The organism is Treponema sp. (assembly GCF_024696245.1).
In the GTDB taxonomy this organism is placed as follows: Bacteria; Spirochaetota; Spirochaetia; order Treponematales; family Treponemataceae; genus Treponema_D.
On the sequence record NZ_JAILGZ010000028.1, the window covers coordinates 15,198 to 33,381 of the forward strand.

Sequence of the window (18,184 nt, forward strand, 5' to 3'; positions counted from 1 at the left end):
ACTTCTGTTTTGTTATTTGCAGCTGCAGCGTTAAGACTTTTAAGAGGCAATGGATTTTTTAAGCCTTTCTCTTTTTTTAAGGAAAAAATATTTTGCCATTCAAATCTCAGCTATCCTGAATTCTGCAATCAATACAGTCCTAAAAATAAATCTTCCCTGCATCTTTTTACCGCAGGAATTATTTTTTTTATAACTGCCCTTATTCCACTTCTGTAAAAGGACAGGACACTGTCATTTCTTTACCTGTTATGGGATGAGGAAAAGTTAAACTGCAGGCATGGAGCATTATTCGATTATAAGCTTTTCCACCATAAAGCTGGTCACCTAAGATTGGAAGCCCCATGCTTGAAAGATGAACCCTTATCTGATGAGTTCTTCCTGTATAAAGTCTGGCTTCAATTAAAAAATATTTTTTTCCCTCAAGTTCAATTTCTTTTAAAACTGTAAAGTCTGTTTTAGAATAAAGTCCGCCTTTACTTTCTGGAAGACTTCCCCATTTTGCAGCCTGACTTTTTCCGCTGATTCTTCCCATAAACATTTCTACAGTAAAATCGTTTTCCTGAAGTTTTTTATTTTTACTATCTCCACAAACAAGGGCATGATAAATTTTACGGGCAGTATGCTGTTCAAACATATCATGGCAGGCTGCATTAACACTACGACTTTTTGTAAAAAGAATTACCCCGCTTGTATCACGGTCAAGTCTGTGTATAACTCCAACATAAGGTGGATTACGTAAAGATGTATTTTTACTATGAAGATATCTTATAACTGCAGCATGGAGATTATCACGACTTCCAACCATTCCTGCTTCAGAAGGAAAATGAGATGGCTTATTTATTACAATAATATTTTCATCTTCAAACAAAACATTTTTTTCTGTCACTTCAAAAGCAATATCATCAGGCTGTTTTTCAAAAAACAATTTATCTTCATCAAGACGAATCTTTACTCTGGCTCCCCTTCTTAAATTAAAGCCTGGAATTCTGCACTGGCTTTTATTTACATCAACAGCACCGGCAACAATAAGACGCCTGATTTTACTATTAGAAATTTCTTTACCTAAAGATTCCGGTATTTTTAATCTTAAAAATTCATCAAGACGAATATTATTGTCTGCCATTAGTGAAATTATTTTTTCCATTAAAGCATTGTATCATATTCTTTAATTCAGTGTTACAATCCTTAACCATGACAGAAAGCCTTAAAAACAAACTTATTGCCCTGGCAAACAAATACGAAAATAAAGATTTCCTTACAGCTGATCCTTCTAAGTTCATGCACCTTTATACAAACACTTCTGATATTGAGTGTGCAGCTTTTATTTCTGCAAATCTCGCATTCGGCCGCAGGGAACAGATTTTAAAACATATACAAATAATTCTTGATGCAGCAGGTAAATCACCATGCAAATGGATTTTAGATTCAGAGTATAAAAAGTTTTTTCCGCAGAACAATAAATCTTTTTACAGAATGTATTCCAATAATTCAATGCTTAGTTTTTTTGATACTTTGAATTCTATTCTAAAAAATCACAAAACCCTGGGAAACTTTATAAAAACTTTAAACTGTCAAAACCCTTCCCCGGATTTAATAAATTTAAAGGATTCAAAAGAAGAAATACATCTTTGTCATAAAATAGCAGCACTTTTTTCTCAGGACTGTAATCTTATTCCACACACAAAAGATTCAGCCTGTAAAAAAATAAATCTTTTTTTAAGATGGATGGTTCGTGATAATTCACCTGTTGATATGGGCCTGTGGACCTGGTACAAAAAAACAGATCTTCTTTTACCTCTGGATACCCATGTTATGAATCAGGCAACAGAACTAAAAATGCTTGCACCTACTTCCACAGGAAAAGTTCAGGCAGCTTCATTTAAAAAAGCAATCGCCCTTACCCGAAGCCTGCAGGAAGTTTTCCCTGACGACCCGGTTAAAGGCGACTTTGCATTATTTGGACTTGGTGTTAATTCTAAATAATTTCTGCAAAAGGAGTGTCATGCAAAATCAGATATCTGCTGGCATATCCTTTAAAGTAATCATCTTCTGTCATTAAATAAGATTTTACATTTCTCATAGATGTATCTGCATCTTCAAGATTTCCACTCTTATCAATAACGCGGGTATTGTATTCCCTGAGACCACTCTTAAAATTGCCTCTAGGATAAACGGTAAGATTCATATCGTCATCCCACATAAGCTCTTCACTATAAAGATCACTTACAATGCAATTTACAAAAGCTATACTGTCCCAGTTTTTTAAAGAAGTAGCACTGCCTTTTCCCAGAGTTCGGGCAAGATACATTTTTGAATGCTTACGCTTTTCTGCCATAAAAGTAGAATTATAAAAAATAAATCCCTTTTTATTTGCAAAAGCAGAACTTTTTACAACATAACCAGGATTGTCTCCACGATTGTCTTCTATAAGATGAATCCTGCAATCTTCAAAAAACGCTGTATCAACATCTCCATAAATAAAATCTACGTCTCCGCTGATATAACAGTTCAAAAACCAGCTGAACCCTTTAAGACAAAGAGTATTCTGTTTTCCTTCAAAGCGCATGTCTTCTGCAAGCAAAGTTCCACTTGTATTGTTATAAGTAAAGGCTTCTGCACTGTCTCCAACAGGAGCATCTCCTTCCATAGTCTTTACATGAGTGTTAACAATAGAAAATCTCTTTAAAGTAACATTAGTAGTATTAGGGCCAAGAACAAAAACACTTCTATTTTCAACACCACGATTAAACTGTTCACTGTTATCAGCCTGTAATACACATGATTCAGGGGGAACTCCAGGGGCAGCTTCCATAACAAGTGGATTTGAAAGATTGTAACGAATTACTTCATGATACACACCACTATCAAGAATGATGTGTACCGGCACAGTATTATCAATTGCACCTGAGGTAATCATTTCTTTAATTTTCTTAAATGCCGCAGTAATAGCACCGGGTGATTTTGTATTAACGTTTAATTCTAACATTACTACAATTTTAAAAGATTTTTCCCCAATTAGCAAACTTTTTCTTTTAAAAAATTTTAATTTTCCCCAGAATATGTCTCAATATCATCCTTAAAAATATGATTTTGCATAAATCTGCCTACAAGACCTATAACAGGCCCAAGGAAAAAGACCATAATTACGGCTCCAATCATGGGAAGGTACAATTGACTGTCTTTTATAGTATATGGGCTTACAATAAAGCCTATAATACAGGCAGAGGCATCATAACACATACGGAGAGGTGTAAAAGGAATCTTCTTGCAGCCTTTATTAATAATCTTTGGAATTGAATCATAAGGCGACAAACCCATTCTGGCATTCATATAAACTGCTGCACTGATAATAAAAAGAAAAATTGACAGTCCGAATACTAAAACATGAAGCCAGACTGGTGGATTTGCAGCAAAACCGATTACATCATGAATACCTGTTGTTTTCCAAACCCATCTGAAAAAGTCAGCTATATAGCCGATAAAAATCATATTCTCAAGAGTACCAAAACCAATAAGTTCCGGCGCAAAAATTATTGTAAGAATAATAAGGCTGGCATTAAGGATAAGCTCCCAGGTTCCAAAAGAAATACCAAGACGCTGACTTATGCTTTCATTCATAAAAGTAAAGGGATCACTGCCCCATCCCGCTTCAAGAAGGAGAGAGACAAATAATCCCATACAAAAAATTGATACTGATAAAATTGCTATTTTCTTAGAAAAATTAGGAACAAAAAACTGTTTAAGTGTAAATCTCATAGTAAATATGATTATAACTACTGTTCCTAAAGTGTCAAAGCGTTATAAAAATCACAGGGCAAGTTTTTCTTTAAGCTCTCCGATTTTTAAGAGAATTGCACTTTTATCACTGCCATTATAACGGTCACAAAGTTTCTGTAATTCCAGAAGTTCTTTCTGAAAAGTCATAAGCTTTTCTACCGGCAGTTTTGAAACATGATATTCAATAAGAACACTTCCAGTACGCAAATTATGATCTATATTTTTTATCGCTTCATGATTTTCTATAGCAGCTCTTAAAGCAGCACTTATTTCTCCATCCTTTAAAACTTCATCACGAATTCTGATTCTTCCTGGAAAAAAACTGGATACGTTCACAATTATTCCTCCATCCTTTTAATCTACAAGAGGTGTCATAGCTTTCATACTGATGGCTACAGTAGAAGTATTATGTAAAAGCGCAGCTGTTGCCGAAGGAATAATTCCAGCAAGACCAAGACCTATTAAAGCTGTATTAATTCCTACAATTGCTTTGTTATTTGCAGATATACGTTCCATAAGCCTGATACCAATTTCCCTGAGTTTTGGCAGAGAAGACAAACCATCATCCGGTAAAAGAATGTCTGCTGTTTCGCTGGCAATAGAAGAAGCTGCCCCCATTGCAATACCAACATCTGCAGAAGAAAGAGCTGGCGCATCATTAATTCCGTCTCCGATCATTACAACCTTATGACCATTTTTCTGAAGCTTCTTAATGTATTCAACTTTAGTATCAGGAAGAGCCTGTGAAAGATAATTATCAACACCTGCTTTTTCTGCAATAACTCTTGCGGTATTTTCTCCATCACCTGTTATCATGACAATGTTACTTACCCCAAGTTTTTTAAGTTCAGCAAGAGCATCTTTTGATTCCTGACGAATCGGATCTTCTATAACAATAATTCCTGCAAGTTCACTGGCAATAGAAAAATACAAAAGTGAAGAACCTGTTTTTTGGTACTCAGCATCTGTATCTTTTGCTTCCTGTGTATAAGGAATCTTTTCATCATCAAAAATAAAGTGGGCACTTCCAATACGAAGCTTTTCTCCATTTAAAGACGATGCAATTCCGTGTGCAAGAATATATTCAACTTTAGTATGCTCTTCCTGATGATTAAGTCCCCTTTCACTTGCTGCATTAACAACAGCCCTTGCCAGGGAATGAGGAAAGTGTTCTTCAAGACATGCAGCCAGACGAAGAACTTCATTTTCATCACGATTATTAAATGGAATTACCCTGACAACTTTAGGAGTTGATGCAGTTAAAGTTCCAGTCTTATCAAAAACAAAAGTATCTGCCTTTGCAAGATCTTCTATGAACTTACCACCCTTAGCCATAATTCCATTATTTGCACTGTCACGCATTGCACTAAGGACACAAATAGGAGCAGACAGTTTCATTGCACAGGAATAATCTACAAGAAGAGTTGATGCAGCTTTAGTAAAATTTCCTGTTAAAAAATATGTAGCACCGGCAAGAAGAAAATTATATTTTACAAGCTTGTCGGCAATTCTTTCTGCTTTAAGTTGAGAAGCAGCCTTTAAACTTTGAGAACGGTCTATCAACGAAACAATTTTATTTACTTTAGTTTCACCGCCGGCTGCTTTTACCTGAACAAGAATCTCTCCCTCTTCAACAATTGTAGATGCAAATACACTTGAATCTTTTGTCTTATGAACAGGAAGGGATTCTCCAGTCATGGAAGCCTGATTAACCATAGCTTCACCATCATAAACAAGGCCGTCTGCCGGAATAACAGAGCCAGCCCTTACAACAACTATATCTCCGGATTTTAAAAGACCGGCACTTACTTCTACTTCTTCCCCGTCACGAATAATATGAACTTTTTCATTTGTAGTTAATAAAGAAGAAGCAAGACTGTCATAGGATTTTCTCTTTGTATAATCTTCCAGTGTTTCACCAATCTTTAACAGAAGTGAAATTGAACCGGCTGTATTAAAATTACCAGAAGAATATGAAAGCCCCAGGGCTGTTGCATCAAGGGTATCAGCACAAAAAAACTTACCCTGTGTCATAGCCCTAAATGCTTTTCCTGCATGGGGAATAAAATTCTTTGCAGCAAATATTCTTCTTAAAGGAAAAGGAAGAAGTCTCTTTGCATAGTGAAAGACTACCATTTCCAGCAAATCAGTAATAAGACTTTCCTGTACAGCAGCTCCCTGAACACCATTTAATAATTCAGGATTATTCAGATATTTTGAATCAAGCGCCCTTAAATAAGAAAGGGCAACTGCTTCTGAAATATCATGGTATTCTATAAGAATACTTGCTGAAATCATATTTACGGTAACTGAATCTATTCCTTCCTGAAGAGAAACAAGCATCTGAACAAGAGACGCCTGCTTTGAAGAAAGGAATCCTTTCTGATACCTGACACGAACGCGTCCAGGCAACTGATGTACAATTTGAAAAGTCATTATCTTACTCCGCTATTTTTTACTGTAGAGAATTATGCATTCTTTGCACTTTCGGCTTTGGCTTCTGCCATAATGTCCTGTGCGTCTTCCTTTACAGTTTCTACAAATGTAGCGGCTTCATCTTTAAGCTTAAGTCCGGCTCCAATTACTTTAGAGCAAACTTTCTTAAAACCTGCTGTGCGGGCAACAGCAACTGCTACTCCACCAACTGCAACACCAATTGCAAAACAACCTAATTTACCAATAGTCATTATGAACCTCCAGAATAAGATTACAAAAATATTATCACTAGTTACCTAAGTACCGCTAGGAAACTTTTGTTGTAGTAGTGCAATCTAAATGAGAAAAAATCTCATTAAATTAACAACAAGATTTTAAAATTCTTAAAAATTTTCATAACATAAATTTATGTTACATAAATCCTGATAAAAGGTTTTTCAAATAAAATAGATCTTAAAAGATTTTCAAGCCATTTTTTTTCAGTACATCAGGAGGCATAATATGTACAAAAATTTTTTTTCAGGGATAATAATCGCATCCCTGATCGCTGGAAGTACCGGCTTAACTTCATGCCAGAAAAAATCAGCGCCATTACCAGATAAAAGTTACAATGAAACAATAAATCTAAAAGGCTGGTCTTATGTTAAAGAAGATAACGTATATTACAAAACAGGAATTATATATGTTTCAAAACCTGTAGACCTTAAATATCAAACTCTGGGCGTCTATATTCCGGGCCAGTTTGTAAAAGCAAAAAAAGATTCAGATGGAACTTACACTATCAAGGCTATTCAACAGGAAGCAGCTTATGTAATGCCAGTTAACACTCCGGGCTATTCAGCATGTCCGGCACCAGAGTCTTATTCCCCAGACATAAAGGAATACACGGATGCAGGTTTAATTTATCTGTCTGCAGGTGCAAGAGGAAGGGAACATGGTGCCCCACTTGGAGTTACCGATTACAAAGCAGCTATTCGATACATTCGTCATAACAAGGAAATTCTTCCTGGTAATACAGATTTAATTTTTACTTTTGGTATGTCAGGAGGAGGAGCACAGTCTGCTATTCTTGGTGCAAGTGGTGATTCTGAACTTTACGACCCTTACCTGGAAGAAGCCGGTGCTATTATGACAGAAAGTGATTCTGTTACAGGAAGCATGGACTGGTGCCCTATTACTAATCTGAATGTGGCAAATGAGGCATACGAATGGGAGATGGGTTCTACAAGAAGTGATTTAAGTGAATTTGAAAAATATCTGTCGGAAGAACTGGGGCTGGCTTTCTGCTCATACATTGATTCCCTTGAACTTAAGGATGAAAATGGAAATAAACTAACGTTAGTAAGCTATCAGGATTACCTTAAAAAGACCATCGAAGATTCACTGAATACTTTTATTGCTACTACAGAATTCCCATACAATCCAGATAATAAAAATGGAATGCCAAAACCTGATATGGGACCTGGTAATGAACGACCGGAAGGTATGCCTGAAGATATGCCTGAAGGTAAACCCGGCAATAAACCGGAAGGCAAGCCTGCTGAATTTAAAGGCGGAAAGCCAGATGGAATGCCAAAGGATAAACCTGAACAAAAGCCACAAACTAACGGTCATCAGCCTCCTTCTTTTGAAGAAAAAGACGGAATTCAGCGTAAAAATAAGAGCAGCAGCGGCCTTAACTTAAACAAAACATTCGATAGTATAGAAGACTATATTGCAGCCCTTAATGAAAAAACAACCTGGGTTAAATACGATTCTCAAACTAAAAAAGCTTCAATCACCAGTATTCAGGACTTCTTTAAATACCTGAAGCCGGCTGTTAAATCAGTTGGAGCCTTTGACGACCTTAACGGAGACCAGGGAGAAAACATCCTTTTTGGGTATGGAGATGGAAAGGGTGTTCACTTTGACAAATACATGACAGCCCTTCTTAAAGACACAATTTATTACCCGGCCTATGCTGAAGATATTAATAAAAAAGACTTCCTTGGAAAAAGTCTGGATTACAGAATGGACCTTTATAACCCTATGTATTTTCTTTCGTCATACTACAATGGATACGGCAAGTCTAAACCAGCAGCTTTCTGGCGCATTAGAAGCGGAATCTGCCAGGGAGATACAGCTATCAGTACGGAACTTATGCTTAAGCTTGCCCTTAAGAACTATGGACCGGGTATTAAAGATGTTGATTTTGCAACTGTATGGGGTCTGGGACATACAGAGGCAGAAATTAAAGGAAAAGCTTCCAGCAACTTTATAGAATGGGTTTTAAAATGTGTTAATACATTAAATACAAAAGAAAACAAATAAGGCTTATATAAATAAGAGTGTTTTAATACAAGCTGATTAATAAAACCAAAACGGCTGTTTATAAATTAGACAGCCGTTTTTTTATAATTAAAGATTCAGTAAATAAAAAAGGCTCCCCTCCAATTGACTAAGGAAGGAAGCCTTTTTTAGTGGGCGGTGAGGGGATCGAACCCCCGACAGCCTGGGTGTAAACCAGGTACTCGTACCAGCTGAGTTAACCGCCCGACGATGTATGAGAATATAGCAGTTAGGACTTTTTTTGTCAATAACCACTACTTACTAAATACAAACCTGCAGGCAATGATAAAGAGGATGTTCAAAAACCTTAAAATCTGCTTCGTATATATTCTTAAGAAGTTCCGGCTTAAAAAGATCTTCCCTGCTGCCGGAAGCAAATGTATTATTTCTTCCCAGAAAAATGAATTTATCTGCATACCTGGCAGCTGTATTCAAATCATGAATACTGATTATCAGGCCGGCATTTATTTTTACTGCATAATCCTTTATAAAAGTCAAAAGAGCATCCTGGTATGTAAAATCAAGATTAGCAACAGGTTCATCCAGCAAAATAAAAGCTGACTGTTGAACAAGAGTTCTGGCAATCCGGACTTTCTGCCATTCACCACCACTTAATTCAAAAACAGATTTATCTGCAAGGCTGGTCAACTGTACCCCTTCCAGAACCTGATCTGTCACCATAAAATCCTCTTTAGAATAGATTCCACTAAAGCCGGTATATGAATATCTTCCCATTACAACCAGATCCCTTACAGAAAAATTCCACAGGGACTTTTCATTCTGCTTCATGTAAACGATTTTCCTGGCAGCATCCCGTCTTTTTAAGGTAAATACATCTTTTCCTTCTATTGTAACTGTACCCTTTTTCTTATGAGAAAGACCGTCCGGTATATAACCAGACATAAGACTAAGCAAAGTCGACTTTCCACTACCATTAGGGCCGCTTAAACAAATAAAATCTCCCTGCTCTACCTTAAAGTTTATATTTTTAAGAACCCAGGACTCTTTACAGCTTTTCCAGCTGGCATTCAGATTTTTAACCTCAAGAGTTGCCATGATTTTTCCTCCTGAGTAATAACGAAATAAAAAAAGGAACACCAATTAAAGCTGTTACTGTTCCAACCGGAATTTCCGCTGGAGCTATAACTAATCGGCATACAGTATCTGAAACAAGAAGTATTACTGCCCCCATAATCATGGAAAGTGTCGTTACAGTCCTGCTCTTTTCTCCAAAGATGCGCCTTACTATATGAGGAGCTATTAAGCCCACAAAACCGATTGTTCCGCCGGCACATACAGCTGCAGATGTAGCAAGGGAACCCGCAAGAAGAACTGTAAAACGTAAACGCCCTACTTCTACACCCATAGTAAAGGCACTTTCTTCTCCACAGGTAAGCAAATCCAGTTTAAGGGTACAGATTAAAAGTAAAACTGTACCTAAAAAAGCTGGTAAAAGTATGATTTTTACTTCATTCCACCCTCGCCCGCTAAAACTTCCCAGCATCCAGACATACATTGAATGAAGGTGTTTATCATCAGCTGCAAGTATTATGGAAATAAAGGCAGAGTACAGGCTGGCCAAAGCTGTTCCGCATAAAAGAAGAGTTACAGTAACAGAAGCTCCTTTACGGTTAAAAGCAAGTATTGTAACAAGAAAACCTGCGCCTAAGGCACCGCACAAAGCCCCTATGTTCAAAAAAAGACCAGCTGTAGAAGAAAAAATGGCGCAGGCAATTACCGCACCCAGAGTCGAACCACCAGACAACCCCATTATTCCCGGGTCAGCAAGTGGATTACGGAAAAAGCCCTGAAAAACTGCCCCGCTGCCTGCAAGCAAAGCTCCTGCTAAACAAACAAGAATTGTTCTCGGTAAACGGAGCTGAAAAAATATCAGCTTACTAAAATTATCTTCTGCAGAAAATAAATCCAAAAAATCGAGCCGCTGAGCTCCATACAATAATGAACAGAAAACAGCGGCTATAAAAATAAAGAATAAAATTAATGTCTTTATAATTTTCATTTCTTAAGAAGTGCTGCAAACGGATTATAAGAATAACCGTCATCATCATTTGAGTGACTCTTCATATAATCATTTGCATTATCCTGTTCTTCATTAGAAACCACAGGACTAAGGGAAATACGTTTTTCTTCAGTATCAACTGAATCAACAACAACAGCCATCTTATCGCCAGCTTTATAAACCTTCTTAAGATTTGTATTGCGTTCTACATCCAGTTTTGAAATATGAACAAGACCATCTACAGCAGGTGCAAGATTAATAAATACACCAAAATCTGCTACCCTGCTGATAACACCTTCGATTTCTGTTCCAAGAGGGAACTTTTCTTCAATTCCATCCCATGGATCTTTTTCAAGTTCTTTTGTACTAAGACTTACACGTTCATGAGCCCAGTCTGTTTTAATTACTTTTGCTTCTACTTCCTGACCAACCTTTAAAACAGATGCAACATCACTTACACGAACATGAGAGATTTCGCTTACTGGAAGCAATGCCTGGAATCCATTCAAATCAATAAAAGCACCATAGCTTTCAATTGACTTTACTTTTCCCTTTACAATTGCTCCAACCTGAATTGTTTCTGCAAGCTTATTGAGTTCTGCTGCAGCTTCTTCTTCAAGGAGAACACGATTGGAAACAATAATATTTTTTCCTTCGTTTTTATATTCTGTAATCTTAAAAGTCTGATGTGTTCCTACATATTCAGCAGGTTCTTTTCTCTGACGGTAACCCATCTGTGAATAAGGACAGAAAGCACGGGTGTTTCCAATCATTACTTCAAAACCGCCTTTAATTTCCTGACTAACTGAACCCTCTACAGGAATACCGTTTTTATAAGCATTTTCCAAAACTGACTTATCTGCTTTCTGACCGCTAAGCTTAGTTGTAAAATGAAGTTCATCATGTGAAGCACCGGCAAAATATACCTTTATGCTGTCCCCTTCCTTTACACTTACATTTCCGTTTTCATCAGCAAGTTCTGCTTTATCAAGAAAACCTTCGCTCTTAAGACCAAGATCTATAAAAATAGTATCGTTAGTGATTGCAACAATTTTAGTTTCAATCATCTGACCTGGTTCATATAAATTTTTCATTTACTACTCCAAAATTTTTTCAATATTTTAGTATTATTATTAAAGGTTGTCGAGGTAATTATCAGCAGTCATTCTATTCAAAAAAGTACTTCCAGAAGTCTGTATCTTCCTGGCCGATTCTCCAGAAGCCGATTTTCTTTACTTCTATTTTCTTAAAGGAATCCATTCTTTCTTTTAAAGAATCTGCATCATCATACCAGCCGGTAACAGTAATTTCCTTTTTAAATTTAAAATAAGGAATACCGCTTTCATCCCTCTGAACTTTATCAACTTTATTTTCTTTTTTAATTCTTTGAATTCCGGAATATAACCAGGCTCTTCCAAAATTTTCGTTCTGCCATGTACGGCCATAAAAAGGCATACCCATAATTATTTTTTCTTCTGGAATAACTGACTTTGCAAATTCCGCAATTCTGTTTGCCCATGGAATTTCTGCAATTGCACCAGGGGCAGATGTTGACCAGTGCTGATCATAAGCCATAATAAAAACACGATCTACATATTTTTCTATCGTAGCATAATCATAAACATCTTCAGTTATAACTTTATTACGGGCAGGCACACAAACAGTAAACATCTTTTTCTTTCCTAAAGATTTTCGCAGGTCCTTAAGAAACTTTAAAAAATTAGCTGCATCTCTCTGGGGAACATTTTCAAAATCAATCTGAACACCATCAAAATTTACTGATGCCTTTACAATACTCTTTATAAGTTTTTTTGAAACACCATAATCAGGGTCTATAGAAAAGTGTGTCAGGGAACGACCTTCACAGGTAATTACCAGATGTCTTCTACCATTATATTCAGGGATAATTTCTGAAGAAGGAAAGTGGGATATTTCACCATAGCAATTAACGTCACCGCTAAAAAAGCACAAATCAGTAACAGGCATTTTTTCCGGATCAAAAGAATCTGAATTACCGGGCAGATAATAGGCCCATATTTCTTCAAAGTGCTGCTGTTGTGGAGCCTGAGCAAATGTCAGGATTGACAGGCTAACGAACGTTAATAAGCACAATCTTTTCTTTAATATTCTCACAGTTTCCTCCCTAACGACTGTATTTTAAGGCATATGAATGATTTCTCTAGGTTTACTACCGTTTGCAGGACCTACAATTCCTCTTTCTTCCATCTCTTCTACAAGACGGGCAGCCCTGTTATAACCGATCGATAGTCTGCGCTGGATATAGCTTGCACTGGCTTTTCCTGCCTGAATAACTATATCAAGAGCTTTTTCATAAAGAGGGTCTTCCCCATCTCCAAATAAAGACATCTGTCCGTCTGAACCATCTTCTTCATCATCAACAAAGATTTCTTCGTCAATATATTCCGGTTCACCCCAGACATTCTTTACTTCGTTTACAACGTTTTCTACTTCCTGGTCAGAAACAAAAGCACCCTGAATACGTACAGGGAAAGGATCTGTTGAACTTGCATAAAGCATGTCTCCCTTACCAAGAAGTTTATCTGCACCCATCTGGTCAATAATAATACGGGAGTCCATTTTACTGGAAACCATAAAGGCAATACGACTAGGAATATTTGCTTTAATCAAACCAGTAATTACATCAACAGAAGGACGCTGAGTAGCAAGCACAAGATGAATACCAATAGCACGGGCCTTAGCTGCAAGACGGGCTACCGACTGTTCAAGCTGCTTGCCGGTTGTTGCCATAAGGTCTGCAAACTCATCAATTACTACAACAATATAAGGAAGCTTTTCTGTAGCAAGATGCTGTTCCTGAATCTTCTGGTTATAACCAACAATATCACGACAACCAAGACTCTTAAGAACTGCATAGCGGCGTTCCATTTCACACAGACAATACTGAAGTGCCTGCATTGCCATCTTTGGTTCTGTAATAACAGGAGTAAGAAGATGACCAATACCATTATAAAGACTAAGTTCAACAATCTTAGGGTCAATAAGAATCAACTTAACTTCATTAGGTGAACGCTTAAAAAGAATACTCAAAATCATTGAGTTTACACAGACAGATTTACCTGCACCTGTAGAACCTGCAATCAAAAGATGAGGTGTCTTTACAAGATCCATAAGCTGAGTTTCGCCTTCAATATCTTTTCCTAAAACTACAGGAACAGCCATCTTTTTCCATTCAGGACGATTCTGTTCAATACATTCCCTAAAAGAAACAATGGCACGATTTTTATTTGGAACTTCAATACCAACTGCACGTTTTCCAGGAATTGGTGCAACAATACGAACTGATTTTGCAGCAAGACGAAGGGCAATATTATCCTGCAATGCCTGAATCTTACTTAAACGAACACCAGGAGCAGGCAGCATTTCAAACATTGTAACTACAGGACCTTTTCTGATTTCAGTTACATTTGCTTCGATGTTAAATTCTTTAAGGGTTGCCATAAGGGAACTTGCAGCGTGTCTTGTCTCATCATCAATTTCCCAGTAAGCATTTTCTTCATATTCAGTTAATAAATCTGTAGAAATCTTATATGCCTTTCTACGGATTTTAGGAGTAACTTTTATAGGTGTAGTGTTTCCATTTTCGTCTGTAACAAGAGCTGTCTTTCCTTTAACTTCTACTTTTTCTACCTGAGCTTTTGCGTCTTCATCCATTTTAGAAAAAACAGAATCAAGGGAAGAAAGTATTGAGCCGGAAGATTTTTCTTCATCAGAAACTATTTCAGAAGTTTTTTTTTGAGCCCCTTCTTTTTCTTCACCGTCATTAACATCAGGCTCAGCAAAAGGGTCTTCAAAATCCATAGAAGGTTCTGAAACGTCATCCTGATCATCAACTTCTATATCAATTGCTTCTTCAAGATTTTCTTCATCTGAATCAACAGCAGCTTTATCCCCATCATCTGCTTCAAGGAAATCGTCTTTATCATCATCCTCTTCTTCAGAAATTTCTGCTTCTGCAGCATCTGTAATTGAATCAAACTTTTCCATCAAGCGGTTAACATTTGTATCTTTACGTTCAGAAACATTTTCTTCATTAAATTCTTCAAAAGGAATTTCGCTTTTAAATTCTTCAGGAGAATCTTCTTCCTGTTCAAAGGGATTTTCTTCTTCTTCATCCATCTGAAGGTTTTCACGTTCAAACTGGGCAATAATGTCATCTTCTGAATCATCTGCTTTTTCAAATTCAATTTTATTTGAATCAAGATTCTGAAGATCTACAACTTTTATATCTTCCGGAGCAGAAAGATTAATAATGCCTGGGTATTTTTCTTCTTTTATTTCTTCTCTTGCTGACTCTTCTTCCTGCTCTTTTTTACTGTCTTTTTTATGTCCAAAAGAAAAAGTAAAGCCTTTACCTGTTTCTTTTTTTTCTTCTGCAGCTTCTTCACTTTCATCATCGTGTGAAATAAGCTTTTCAGGTTCAACTACAGATTCCTGAATTTCTGACTGAACTTCTTCTTTACTTTCGCTTTCTTCTTCAGAAGAATCGTCCTTCACATCACCATTTTCATCTATAGACCAGATACTTTCGTATTTACGGGAAGGGCTTTCTGTATTTTCTATATCAAAAGCAGCCTTTTCTATTTCACGACGCTTCTGTCCCAAAAGACTTACTGAATCAAAATCACCATCAGCTTCAGCTGATTCTGAACTATCTTCATCTTCTACAGCTTCATCTTCTTTTTTATCTGCTGTTTCATCTACAAAAGAAAGCCCTGTACTTTCTGAATCTTCATCAGAGCCATCCTTTTTTGTAAAAGGAAAATTCACATCAACAAGTTTGTCATGAAACTTTCCTGCAAGAACTACGGCAAGAAGATATTCAGTTGCAACAAGAAGAATTGAAACAATAACTGTTGTAATAATTTTTACAAAAGAAATAAGCCCAAAGTCTACTTCTGATATCTTACGGCATGTTCTTTCAGCAAAAACGAGGGTAAAAAATGGAATAATGCTTACAAAAAGAATACAGGCCTTTTGTACAGACCAGTTCTCCATAAAACAAAAACAACCGGCTGTAAATAAAAATGCCGGAATTAATACTGAACAAACCCCGTATGCAGATACAATAAAGTTTCCAAAATTATATAAAAAGCCATCTATGTTTCCTAACCCCAGAATTCCTGAAACTATGGAAACAGAAAAGAATGCTGCAATTATAAATAAAATAATTCCTGTAATATATGCGGTAACTTTTTCCTGTTTCATTATCTATGATACCTCTCTTTAATTATCGGCTTTAAATTTTTAAATTTAAGGAATTTCTTACCCCCGCCTTTACAAACTTGCAGTATTTAATAAAGGCTTATATAATAGAAGAGTGTCGGAACTTTATATTGTAGGTACACCCATCGGAAACCTGGGTGATATAACATTCAGAGCAATTGAAACTTTTAAGTCAGTAGATGTAGTAGCAGCAGAAGATACTCGCCATACCCTGCAGTTACTGACCCATTTTGAGATCAGAAAGCCGTTAATAAGCTGCCGTTCCCAGAATGAATCCTTTGCTTCAGAAAAGATTATTTCCCTTCTTGATGAAGGAAAAACAGTTGCATACGCCAGTGATGCAGGTACCCCGGGAATCAGTGATCCTGGAGCTATTCTGGCAGGACTGGCCAGACAGGCAGGCCATAAAGTAATTCCGATACCAGGAGCCAGCGCCTTTGCAACATTAACCAGCGTAGCCGGTGCAGGTGGAAAAACCCTTATTTTTGAAGGTTTTTTGTCGCCAAAACCAGGTAGAAGACGCTCAAGATTAAGAGAATTACTTGCAACAGGGGATGCAGTAGTTTTATACGAAAGTCCGTTCAGAATAGTTAAGCTTTTGACGGATATTGCCGATATTGAAGGTGATCGTCGTGTAGTTGTTGGCAGGGAACTGACTAAACTTCACGAAGAAATTACAGAAGGTACGGCCAGACAGGTTCTTGAAGACTATTCTTCAAGAAATAAGGTACTGGGAGAGTTCGCAGTCTTTATTTCTGGTAATAAAAATGCTAAACTTTCTGCGGATGATTCCGATAATAATAGTGAGGTAGAACTATGATGATAGACAAGGTTGCAGGAGTAAATCCATTAAACAATTTGCAGGAAACAAAGCGTACTAACAACGCTAAATCGGTCAGGTCTACATCTGATGAAATCAGTGTTTCTAAAGAAGCAAAAGCAATGAGTGATGCCTATTATCTTAACAAAGTTGCGGAAGAAACACCTGATGTTCGTACAGATCTTGTAGAACAGATTAAACAGAAGATTCGCGATCCAAATTATCTTAACAGTGAAACTATTGCAGCTACTGCAGATCGCATTCTCAGTGCTTATGGTTTATAATTCCGTAGCAAAAATGATTTAATAGCTTAAAAGAAAGACGGGATGATTAAATTCCGTCTTTTTTTTGGCATAAATTTTATTTTAGTAAAAATAATTATAACTGGAGAAATAAAGTGGCAGACTTCAATTTTAGAATTTCACCAAATATTGTACTTGGAGCCTATACATCAACCCGTTTAGGTCAGTATGCACAGGAATACGGAAAAAAATTCATGGTTATTTTTGATCCTGTACTTAAAGAATCCGGTACTTCCCAGAAAATCCTAAAATCCCTCCAGGACAGAAGTCTGGATTACTTTACTTTTGACGAAATTCCAGTTACAGCTGATACAGAAATCATAGAAACAGCCCTTTCCCTTGCAAGACAGGCTCATGTTCACGGTGTAATTGCTGCAGGCGGAGGAAAAACCCTTAATGTAGCAAAGGCTGTATGCACCCTCTATAACGAAAGCAAGTCCCTTTACGAATTTGCAGACGGAGAAATACCTACATCTGATCCGCTGCCCCTTATCTGCGTACCTACAACAATTAGAGATGACTTCCTTTTTATGGACAAAACCCCTCTTATCGATGCCCGCAGTTCTAAAATAAAGCTTCTCAAAAACAAAAATTCTTTATGTAAACTTGCTATATGGGATCCAAACCTTACAGTTTCCCTTACAGAAAAACAGATAGCTGCCATGTCCCTTGAGACCCTTTGTCTTGCTGTAGAAGCTTACCTTAGCCCAAAAGCAACCTTCTTTAGTGACATGCTTATAGAAAAATCCGTACAGCTTATTTCTTATGCTATGGATGGTGCCCAGACTCTTACTGTTACAACTCCCCAGGAACTTCTTTTAGCTCAGGGAGGTTGTATGACAGCTCTGGCAGCAGCTACAAGTTCCATGGGACCGGCATCCCTTCTTGCTTTAACAATCAATTCAAGGTTTAAGATTTCCCGCTCCCTTACTTCTACAATTCTTTTCCCTTATGTAATTGAAGACGGTGCCAAATTTAAGAGTGACAAGCTGGCAGTTCTTGCAAAAATACTCAGGGCAGCCCCAGAAGATGCAGATGATGCAAAGGCAGCAGCTTTATTTGCAGATTATATCCGCCAGCATATTGCTAAAATGAATATTCCGGCACGTTTAAAGGAACTTTCCCTTGGTATTGAACAGCTTTCCCTTGCAGCAGAAGATGCAGGAGAAACTGAACTTATAAATGCCCTTCCTAGAAGCATGTCCAGTGATGCTTTATTTGAACTTATAAAGCAGG

General features: G+C 37.1%; 16 protein-coding genes and 1 tRNA gene. 5 read left to right on the forward strand and 12 right to left on the reverse strand.

Translation table 11 applies throughout. From position 1 onward, the window contains the following. Positions 1 to 199: 199 nt before the first annotated feature. Positions 200 to 1,123, reverse strand: coding sequence for an RluA family pseudouridine synthase (locus K6D58_RS02150; protein ID WP_296827086.1), 924 nt, complete (start codon positions 1,121 to 1,123; stop codon positions 200 to 202). A 68-nt stretch (positions 1,124 to 1,191) separates the two neighbouring features. Between K6D58_RS02150 and K6D58_RS02155 the strand changes: the two genes are divergently transcribed. Beyond that, a complete protein-coding gene (locus K6D58_RS02155) occupies positions 1,192 to 1,983 on the forward strand; it encodes a TIGR02757 family protein (RefSeq protein ID WP_296827088.1) in 792 nt (263 codons plus the stop codon). Here the strand turns inward: K6D58_RS02155 and K6D58_RS02160 are convergent. From K6D58_RS02160 to K6D58_RS02180, 5 genes are read right to left on the reverse strand one after another with little or no spacing between them, the layout of a single operon-like run. Next, positions 1,976 to 2,986, reverse strand: coding sequence for a pectinesterase family protein (locus K6D58_RS02160; protein ID WP_296827090.1), 1,011 nt, complete (start codon positions 2,984 to 2,986; stop codon positions 1,976 to 1,978). The genes K6D58_RS02155 and K6D58_RS02160 overlap by 8 nt on opposite strands. Before the next feature lie 56 nt (positions 2,987 to 3,042). Beyond that, the gene (locus K6D58_RS02165) at positions 3,043 to 3,756 is read right to left on the reverse strand and encodes a YczE/YyaS/YitT family protein (RefSeq protein WP_296827092.1); all 714 of its coding nucleotides are present in this window, start codon (positions 3,754 to 3,756) and stop codon (positions 3,043 to 3,045) included. A 51-nt stretch (positions 3,757 to 3,807) separates the two neighbouring features. Continuing rightward, positions 3,808 to 4,113 carry an HMA2 domain-containing protein gene (locus K6D58_RS02170; protein WP_296827094.1) on the reverse strand — a complete coding sequence of 102 codons (306 nt, stop codon included), beginning with the start codon at positions 4,111 to 4,113 and terminating at the stop codon, positions 3,808 to 3,810. 18 nt (positions 4,114 to 4,131) lie between these two features. After that, positions 4,132 to 6,213: a heavy metal translocating P-type ATPase gene (locus K6D58_RS02175; RefSeq protein ID WP_296827096.1), complete on the reverse strand. Its 2,082-nt coding sequence runs from the start codon at positions 6,211 to 6,213 to the stop codon at positions 4,132 to 4,134. A gap of 32 nt (positions 6,214 to 6,245) precedes the next feature. After that, positions 6,246 to 6,464 carry a DUF6110 family protein gene (locus tag K6D58_RS02180; protein ID WP_486389746.1) on the reverse strand — a complete coding sequence of 73 codons (219 nt, stop codon included), beginning with the start codon at positions 6,462 to 6,464 and terminating at the stop codon, positions 6,246 to 6,248. Positions 6,465 to 6,714: 250 nt separating this feature from the next. Between K6D58_RS02180 and K6D58_RS02185 the strand changes: the two genes are divergently transcribed. After that, positions 6,715 to 8,523, forward strand: a complete 1,809-nt coding sequence (locus tag K6D58_RS02185) for a subtype A tannase (RefSeq protein ID WP_296827098.1) — start codon at positions 6,715 to 6,717, stop codon at positions 8,521 to 8,523. Positions 8,524 to 8,673: 150 nt separating this feature from the next. Here the strand turns inward: K6D58_RS02185 and K6D58_RS02190 are convergent. From K6D58_RS02190 to K6D58_RS02215, 6 genes are all read right to left on the reverse strand, one after another. Continuing rightward, positions 8,674 to 8,747 (reverse strand) — tRNA-Val (locus K6D58_RS02190). A 55-nt stretch (positions 8,748 to 8,802) separates the two neighbouring features. Further along, positions 8,803 to 9,597, reverse strand: coding sequence for an ABC transporter ATP-binding protein (locus K6D58_RS02195; RefSeq protein ID WP_296827100.1), 795 nt, complete (start codon positions 9,595 to 9,597; stop codon positions 8,803 to 8,805). Then, complete coding sequence (locus tag K6D58_RS02200) at positions 9,584 to 10,561, reverse strand: FecCD family ABC transporter permease (RefSeq protein ID WP_296827102.1); 978 nt, start codon at positions 10,559 to 10,561, stop codon at positions 9,584 to 9,586. The genes K6D58_RS02195 and K6D58_RS02200 overlap by 14 nt, the downstream gene beginning before the upstream one ends. Further along, the gene (locus K6D58_RS02205) at positions 10,558 to 11,655 is read right to left on the reverse strand and encodes a 30S ribosomal protein S1 (RefSeq protein WP_296827104.1); all 1,098 of its coding nucleotides are present in this window, start codon (positions 11,653 to 11,655) and stop codon (positions 10,558 to 10,560) included. The genes K6D58_RS02200 and K6D58_RS02205 overlap by 4 nt, the downstream gene beginning before the upstream one ends. A gap of 73 nt (positions 11,656 to 11,728) precedes the next feature. Continuing rightward, positions 11,729 to 12,694, reverse strand: a complete 966-nt coding sequence (locus tag K6D58_RS02210) for a glycosyl hydrolase family 18 protein (RefSeq protein ID WP_296827107.1) — start codon at positions 12,692 to 12,694, stop codon at positions 11,729 to 11,731. A gap of 24 nt (positions 12,695 to 12,718) precedes the next feature. Next, complete coding sequence (locus tag K6D58_RS02215) at positions 12,719 to 15,808, reverse strand: DNA translocase FtsK (protein ID WP_296827108.1); 3,090 nt, start codon at positions 15,806 to 15,808, stop codon at positions 12,719 to 12,721. Between the two features lie 112 nt (positions 15,809 to 15,920). Here K6D58_RS02215 and rsmI point away from each other — a divergent pair, with 112 nt between their 5' ends. The 3 genes from rsmI to K6D58_RS02230 form a co-directional block, all read left to right on the forward strand. Then, the gene (gene rsmI, locus K6D58_RS02220) at positions 15,921 to 16,646 is read left to right on the forward strand and encodes a 16S rRNA (cytidine(1402)-2'-O)-methyltransferase (RefSeq protein WP_296827110.1); all 726 of its coding nucleotides are present in this window, start codon (positions 15,921 to 15,923) and stop codon (positions 16,644 to 16,646) included. Then, positions 16,643 to 16,930: a flagellar biosynthesis anti-sigma factor FlgM gene (locus K6D58_RS02225; RefSeq protein WP_296827112.1), complete on the forward strand. Its 288-nt coding sequence runs from the start codon at positions 16,643 to 16,645 to the stop codon at positions 16,928 to 16,930. The genes rsmI and K6D58_RS02225 overlap by 4 nt, the downstream gene beginning before the upstream one ends. 113 nt (positions 16,931 to 17,043) lie before the next feature. Continuing rightward, positions 17,044 to 18,184 (forward strand): iron-containing alcohol dehydrogenase (locus tag K6D58_RS02230; RefSeq protein WP_296827113.1); only part of this gene is annotated, 1,141 nt, incomplete at its 3' end.

Excerpts from the sequence above, each read along its gene's own strand:
- K6D58_RS02195 (WP_296827100.1), bottom strand. The coding sequence starts at position 9,597 with ATGGCAACTCTTGAGGTTAAAAATCTGAATGCCAGCTGGAAAAGCTGT.
- K6D58_RS02155 (WP_296827088.1), top strand. The coding sequence starts at position 1,192 with ATGACAGAAAGCCTTAAAAACAAACTTATTGCCCTGGCAAACAAATAC.
- K6D58_RS02180 (WP_486389746.1), bottom strand. The coding sequence starts at position 6,464 with ATGACTATTGGTAAATTAGGTTGTTTTGCAATTGGTGTTGCAGTTGGT.
- K6D58_RS02160 (WP_296827090.1), bottom strand. The coding sequence starts at position 2,986 with ATGTTAGAATTAAACGTTAATACAAAATCACCCGGTGCTATTACTGCG.
- K6D58_RS02150 (WP_296827086.1), bottom strand. The coding sequence starts at position 1,123 with ATGGCAGACAATAATATTCGTCTTGATGAATTTTTAAGATTAAAAATA.
- K6D58_RS02205 (WP_296827104.1), bottom strand. The coding sequence starts at position 11,655 with ATGAAAAATTTATATGAACCAGGTCAGATGATTGAAACTAAAATTGTT.
- K6D58_RS02215 (WP_296827108.1), bottom strand. The coding sequence starts at position 15,808 with ATGAAACAGGAAAAAGTTACCGCATATATTACAGGAATTATTTTATTT.
- K6D58_RS02165 (WP_296827092.1), bottom strand. The coding sequence starts at position 3,756 with ATGAGATTTACACTTAAACAGTTTTTTGTTCCTAATTTTTCTAAGAAA.
- K6D58_RS02200 (WP_296827102.1), bottom strand. The coding sequence starts at position 10,561 with ATGAAAATTATAAAGACATTAATTTTATTCTTTATTTTTATAGCCGCT.
- K6D58_RS02185 (WP_296827098.1), top strand. The coding sequence starts at position 6,715 with ATGTACAAAAATTTTTTTTCAGGGATAATAATCGCATCCCTGATCGCT.
- K6D58_RS02175 (WP_296827096.1), bottom strand. The coding sequence starts at position 6,213 with ATGACTTTTCAAATTGTACATCAGTTGCCTGGACGCGTTCGTGTCAGG.
- K6D58_RS02225 (WP_296827112.1), top strand. The coding sequence starts at position 16,643 with ATGATGATAGACAAGGTTGCAGGAGTAAATCCATTAAACAATTTGCAG.